This is a genomic window from Cryobacterium sp. TMT2-42-4, assembly GCF_004402645.1.
Lineage (GTDB): Bacteria > Actinomycetota > Actinomycetes > Actinomycetales > Microbacteriaceae > Cryobacterium > Cryobacterium sandaracinum.
On record NZ_SOFT01000011.1, the window covers coordinates 337191 to 343190 of the forward strand.

Below are 6000 nucleotides of genomic sequence, written 5' to 3' on the forward strand. Positions count from 1 at the left end.
TAAGCCTACTCATAAGAGGAACCAAATAAGCATGAACGTCAACAGTATCCTGCCTCTGCTGCTGACCCCCTTCCGGGCAAGCGGCCTGCCCTGCTGAATCCCCAGCTCGTCAGCACTATTCTTTTCCAGTGACTTCAACAGCGATTTCTCCGGTGGCCTCCGACTCAGCATCGCCCTCCACCTTCCGGCGTCTTTCCGGTCTGCTGCGGATCGGCATAGGACTGCTGCTCTTCGCGAGCATCATTACGCAGATCACCGACCAGCTCTGGAACGACGCCTTCGTGGCGACCGAGTACTTCGGCTACTTCACCATCCAGTCGAGCCTGATGAACGTGGTCGTGTTGCTCGTGGGAGGTTCCCTCGCCCTGCGCCGAGGCACGGATTCCCAGCTCCTCACCGGGGTGCGAATGTCGGTACTCACCTACGCGGTCGTCACCGGGGTCGTCTACAACGCGCTGCTGCGCAACGTCGTCTCCGATGGCTTCATCGGTGTCGGCTGGCCCAACGAGGTCTTGCACGTCTGGGCGCCGATCTTCATCGCGCTGGACTGGATCCTCTCGCCGGGGCGCCCGGCCCTGGCCTGGAAGCGCCTCGGTGTGGCCCTGATCTACCCGCTGGCTTGGGTGGCATACGCCGTGGTGCGGGGCACCCTGACCGGCTTCTACACCTATCCCTTCCTCGAACCTGCCCAGCCGGGCGGCTACGTGACCGTGATCTTCTACGTGCTCGGCATCGCGACCTTCATCACCGGTCTCGCCGCGGCCGCAATCGCCGCGAGCCGCCTCCGGCCACAGGTTCTGACGACCGAACCCGTGGCCTGATCCGCTCTCGCGGTCAGACCGATCGCGGCGGCGGCGCGAATGTGCTGAACGCGGCGATCATCTCGTCGACGCTGTGCGCCGCGGTCGACGGATGCCGGAACGGCCGGTTCCGCTCGATGCTGTAGTGATTGCGCCGCCCCACCCGTTCGCGCCGGATGTAGCCGGCCTTGACCAGGTCCGCCATGATGCTCAGCGCCGCCCGGGACGACACCCCCACCGTGTCGGCGAGCTCCTGCACCCGCGCATCGGGGTTCCCCGCGATGGCCAGGAGCAGGTGCGCGTGGTGGGTGAGGAACGTCCACGGCTTGCCGGGGGCATCCGTCGGTCCAGGCGGCGGAACGGGCAGCGGTTCGGGCAGCATCTCGGTCATCGGAGGGTCTCGTTCACCTTCTTCTGCTCGGCCTTCTGTTCGGCCTTCTGCACGGCTTTCTGTGCCTTCTGCTCGGGCGTGCGGGCCGATCGGCGCCAGACCGGCTCCATCTGGGCGAGTTCCTCAGGGGTGGCCTCGCGGAACGAGCCGACGGGAGCGGCCTCGAACTCGCGCCGCCCCTGGCCCCGCGTGGCCCGGAGGCTGAGCATGACCGACACCGCGATGATCAGCGCGATCACAGAGAGGGAAAGGGTCGTCGGGATGTAGAAGACGTCGAGCAGCAGCATCTTGACGCCCACCCAGATCAGCACCAGCGAGAGACCGATCTTCAGGTAGACGAATCGGTGCATGAGGTCGGCGAGCAGGAAGTACATCGCCCGGAGGCCGAGGATTGCAAAGGCGTTGGCGGTGAAGACGATGAACGGTTCACTGGTGACCGCGAAGATGGCCGGGATGGAGTCCACGGCGAACACGACATCCGTCACCTCGACGAGCACGAGAACCGCCAGCAGCGGTGTGGCGAGCAGAATGCCGTTCTTGCGCACGAGTAAGCGCTGGCCGTGGAACGTCTCGGTCATCGGGATGAAGCGGCGGAAGAGGCGCAGCACTTGGGATTTCTCGGGGTGCGCGTGTTCGTTGCGGGTGCGGATCATGCGGTAGCCGGTGAAGATCAGAAACGCGGCGAAGACGTAGAGGATCCAGGAGAAGTTCTCGATCAGCACGGCGCCCGCGGCGATGAAGATACCGCGCAGCACGAGCGCGCCAAGCACACCGAGGAACAGCACCCGGTGCTGGTACTGGCGCGGCACGGCGAAGGCGGCGAAGATAATCGCCCAGACGAAGACGTTGTCGACCGCGAGCGACTTCTCGATCAGGTAGCCGGCGTAGTACTGCTGCCCGAACTCGGCGCCGGCCGTGATCCAGATCACGACGCCGAAGGCGATGCCGATCACCACCCAGACCACGGACCAGATCGCGGCCTCGCGTACCCCGATCACATGGGCCTTGCGGTGAGCGAACAGGTCGACAGCCAGCATGACGGCGATCACACCGAACACCGCCAGCCAGGCGTAGAGGGGAACGTTCATGGATGATGCCTTCCAGTCAGTGCTGCGACTGGAGGTCTGGTCCAACCCGGATCGGGTTCCTGCGGCCGGGCTCCGATGACGGAACCGTAATGACGACCACACGCTGGGGATTACTCCCCTCCGAAAACAAGTGAAGCATACTTCACCCTTTGGGGCAAACCGCGGGGTTGACTGAGGCGGTTGAGCACTTCCGCCGCCGCGACTACCGTGCACTGGAACAATGGAGGATCCCATGAAGGGTTTTGTCGACAACATCGAGGACGCGGCCATCCGCAACTCGAATTTCCGCCAAGTGCTTTACACCGCCCGGGGGCTGCAGCTGGTCGTGATGGCGCTGGAGCCGGGCGAGGACATCGGAGAAGAGGTGCACCCGGATCGAGACCAGTACTTTCGGGTGGAGAAGGGCAAGGGCGAGATCTGGATCGACGGCACCAAGACGAAGATCAGGAAGAACTCGGCCATGGTCGTGCCGGCCGGCGCTCGGCACAATGTGCTCAACACGGGCGGCAAGGTGCTGCGGCTCGCCACGATCTACGCGCCGCCGGAGCATCAGGACGCCGTCGTGCACCTGACCAAGGCGGACGCCCAGGCGTCAGCGGAACACTTCGACGGCACCGTCACGGAGCCGAAGCAGAAGCAGAAATCACGCCAGGTGAAGCCGGCCGCCGCGCAGGCTACGGCAAAGCCGACGTCGAAGACGGCCGCCAAGCCCGCCGCGAAGAAACCACGCAAGCCGGCGAAGAAGCGCCCCTCGACGAGGGCGCGGTCCGCCGACACCAACTAGCCGAGTGCGGCCTAACGAATGCGAGGGAGATTTTAAGCGTTTCGGGCTGAAATGGATGTTCGGGGTCGGTTGTGAGCAAAATCTCCGTCGTATTGGTTCGAGACCGCCGGGCTGGTCCGCCTGGCTGGCGCCTAGCGGGTCCGGGCTCCGGCGTTCGCCGCCCGCACCCGCTGCGCCTGCAGGGTGCGTTCCCGCATCGCGAGGAAGAGCGGGAAGGTGAAGGCGAACGCTGTCAGACCCGAGAGCACCACGTAGAGCCAGCCCCGCTTCATCCCGATCCGCCTGGCCTCGACGATGATCAGGATGCTGCCGGCCACCGCCACCACCAGCAGGTCAACGGTCAGTGACGACACCGCCGGACCGCTGTTGACCCAGTCGCCGACGAAGTCGCGTAGCTGCACGATCGCCAGCAGGTTGAAGGTCCAGGTGCCCCCGAGGCCGCCGAGGCTGAGCGCCAGGTAGACGGCGGCGAGCGGGGTCCAGTTTTTGGTCATACGTCATTATTGCCGCCCGGTAGGGTCGAAAGCCGACCCTGGGAGCACCATGCCACACGCATCTCGCACGCCTGCGTCAACCCGCAGCCGGCGTTCCAGACGACGGCCCGTCACCGCCCTGATGGTGGTCCTGCCGCTCCTGGCTCTGATCTGGGCGATCGTGGTCGGCGTGCCCGGCGTCACGCCGGGCGAGACATCCGTCCCCTTCTCGGTCGGATCCGCGGCCGCGGCCCCGGCCCCGGCGAATTCGGCTCCGCCTGGCGCGACGTGGACGACAACGGCTGCGACACCCGCAACGATATCCTGGCCCGTGACCTGACCGCGATCGTGACCGAGGTGTCCTGCCGGGTCTTGAGCGGCGAGCTGCTGGCGCCGTACACGGGCGAATCGGTGTCGTTCGAGCGCGGCGAGACCACCTCGATGCTCGTGCAGATCGACCACCTGGTCGCTTTGTCGAACGCCTGGCAAACCGGCGCCGCGCAACTGACCCGGGAGGAGCGGATAGCCCTGGCCAACGACCCGCTGAACCTGCGGGCCTCCGACGGTGTCTCCAACTCGCAGAAGGGCGACGGGGACGCCGCCACCTGGCTGCCCGCGGAAAGTCGTTCCGCTTTGAATATGTGGCCCGCCAGATCTCCGTGAAGGCCACCTACGGCCTGCGGGTGGCCCCGGCCGAGCACGACGCCATGGCCCGCGTGCTCGCGACCTGCCCCGGCCAGCCTGCCTACTCGGCCGCGCCCGGTCTGGGCTAGTTCCGCGCCGGCACAGCACGAACCGGCACAGCCCGGCTACACCGACACGAGGACCTCACCGATCTCGCTGAAGCCCTGGTCGGTGACGGTGATGACCAGCTTGGCCGGGATCTGCTCCTTCATGGAGTCGACGTGGCTGATCAGACCGATGGTGCGGCCGCCGGCGCGGAGGCCGTCCAGGGTGCTCATCGCCGTCTCCAGGGTGGCGCCGTCGAGGGACCCGAAGCCCTCGTCGACGAACAGGGTGTCAAGGGCGATGCCACCGGCCTGATTCGACACGATCTCCGCCAGCCCGAGGGCGAGGGCCAGTGACGCCAGGAACGTCTCGCCGCCGGAGAGCGACTGGGTGGGGCGAGCCCGCCCGGTGTGCGCGTCCCGGATCATCAGCCCGAGCCCGGACTGACCACCACGGAACTGCACCGAGTCGTCGTGTTCGAGGGTGTAGCGGCCGCCGGTCATGGTGCGTAGCCGGTTGTTGGCCGCCGCAATGATCTGCTCGAGCTGCGCGGCGAGAACGTAGGTCTCCAGGCGCATCCGTTTCGTGTTGGGTTCGTCACCGTGCACGGCCGCCGCCAACTCCCGAACCTGCGTCTGCGTGGACAGAAGCTCCGCGCCGGCGTCGAAGTGCACGCGGGCATCCGTGACCAGGCCGGTCATGACAGCCACCCGCTCCCCCAGAGAGCCGCGTTCGGCCAGCGCCGCATCCCGTTCCGCCGCCGCCCTCACCAGGGTTTCCCGGGCCGGACCGACATCGGTCAGGCCGGCGGGAAGACCCGTGAGCGCTGGTTCGGCCAGCAGCGAGCGCGCCGCCGCGCGCGAATCGTCGTGGCCGCGGATCAGCTCTTCCAGCTGCCGCACGTCGGCGTCGTCCCGGTGGGCGGCGGCCACGTCCTGCTCGTCGACGAAACCTTCGCGGTCCAGCTGGGCCTGAACGGATGCGCCGGCGGCGTTTCGCAGGCTCCGGCGCTCACGGCTGTGGTCGAGGGCCTCGTCGAGGGCCCGCGCGGAGACCAGCTCGGCCCGCAGCCGATCGACCCGGTAGCCCACCGAGGCGAAGTCGCCGCGCAGGGCGGACACTCGGTCGTCGATGGCCTGTCGGGCGCTGCGGCGCTCGGCGAGCTGCGCGGCCGCCTCATCGCGGGCGGAGCAGAGGTCTGCCAGGGCACGGCCGGCCTCGTCGAGTTCGGCCCGCAGCCGGCTCTTGTCGAGGCCGAGCGCTGCCGCCCGCACGCCCGCGTTCACGGCCGCGGCCAGGGCCACATCGGACGCGGCCATCTCGGCGACGATTTCGTCGATGGTGCGCTCCCCGGCCCGGGCCCGGGCCCGGGCCAGGTCGGTGGCCACGGTGCCTGCGGCGGAATGCGTCTGATCGAGTCGGGTCTGCGCCTGCTTCAGGCGTGCCCGTGCCGCCACGATGTCGGCTTCGGTGACCGGTTCATCGTCGCCGGTGGCGGGAGCCGGATGCGCGGTCGAGCCGCATACCTCGCACGGCTCCCCCGCCACGAGGTGCGAGGCCAACTCGACGGCGTGGCCGGCCAGCCGCCGGTCCACGAGGGTCTGGTAGCGCACCGCCGCCGCCGCGTTCTCGCCGGCGGCGGCCGCGTCGGCCCGGTGCGCCACCTCCAGCTCCGCGTCGAGACGCCGCACCTGGCCGGCCGCGTCCTCGGCCGCCCGCAGCCGCTCCGCCTGGG

Annotated in this window: 8 protein-coding genes; 4 read left to right on the forward strand and 4 right to left on the reverse strand. The window is 68.0% G+C overall.

Translation table 11 applies throughout. The annotated features are described in order from the left end of the window. The first annotated feature begins 128 nt into the window (after positions 1-128). Positions 129-821, forward strand: coding sequence for a Pr6Pr family membrane protein (locus E3O18_RS03835; RefSeq protein WP_134396469.1), 693 nt, complete (start codon positions 129-131; stop codon positions 819-821). Positions 822-834: 13 nt separating this feature from the next. Here the strand turns inward: E3O18_RS03835 and E3O18_RS03840 are convergent, their stop codons facing one another. Beyond that, entirely contained in the window at positions 835-1191 is a 357-nt protein-coding gene (locus E3O18_RS03840; RefSeq protein ID WP_134396471.1) for a winged helix-turn-helix domain-containing protein, read from the reverse strand. Further along, positions 1188-2279: a TerC family protein gene (locus E3O18_RS03845; protein ID WP_134396473.1), complete on the reverse strand. Its 1092-nt coding sequence runs from the start codon at positions 2277-2279 to the stop codon at positions 1188-1190. The genes E3O18_RS03840 and E3O18_RS03845 overlap by 4 nt, the downstream gene beginning before the upstream one ends. A 232-nt stretch (positions 2280-2511) precedes the next feature. Between E3O18_RS03845 and E3O18_RS03850 the strand changes: the two genes are divergently transcribed. After that, the gene (locus tag E3O18_RS03850; protein ID WP_134396475.1) at positions 2512-3063 is read left to right on the forward strand and encodes a cupin domain-containing protein; all 552 of its coding nucleotides are present in this window, start codon (positions 2512-2514) and stop codon (positions 3061-3063) included. A 131-nt stretch (positions 3064-3194) separates the two neighbouring features. On the opposite strand, the gene E3O18_RS03855 is transcribed toward E3O18_RS03850, so the two are convergent. Next, positions 3195-3557 (reverse strand): DUF2834 domain-containing protein, encoded by a 363-nt coding sequence (locus E3O18_RS03855; protein WP_134396477.1) that lies wholly within the window; start codon positions 3555-3557, stop codon positions 3195-3197. A 267-nt stretch (positions 3558-3824) separates the two neighbouring features. Here E3O18_RS03855 and E3O18_RS16425 point away from each other — a divergent pair, with 267 nt between their 5' ends. Continuing rightward, on the forward strand, positions 3825-4199 hold the full coding sequence (locus E3O18_RS16425; protein WP_347232328.1) for an HNH endonuclease family protein: 375 nt from the start codon (positions 3825-3827) through the stop codon (positions 4197-4199). Beyond that, a complete protein-coding gene (locus E3O18_RS16835) occupies positions 4178-4309 on the forward strand; it encodes a hypothetical protein (RefSeq protein ID WP_347232329.1) in 132 nt (43 codons plus the stop codon). The genes E3O18_RS16425 and E3O18_RS16835 overlap by 22 nt, the downstream gene beginning before the upstream one ends. A gap of 36 nt (positions 4310-4345) precedes the next feature. On the opposite strand, the gene E3O18_RS03865 is transcribed toward E3O18_RS16835, so the two are convergent. Next, the coding region (locus E3O18_RS03865) for an SbcC/MukB-like Walker B domain-containing protein (protein WP_277870880.1) at positions 4346-6000 on the reverse strand (1655 nt) is incomplete at its 5' end.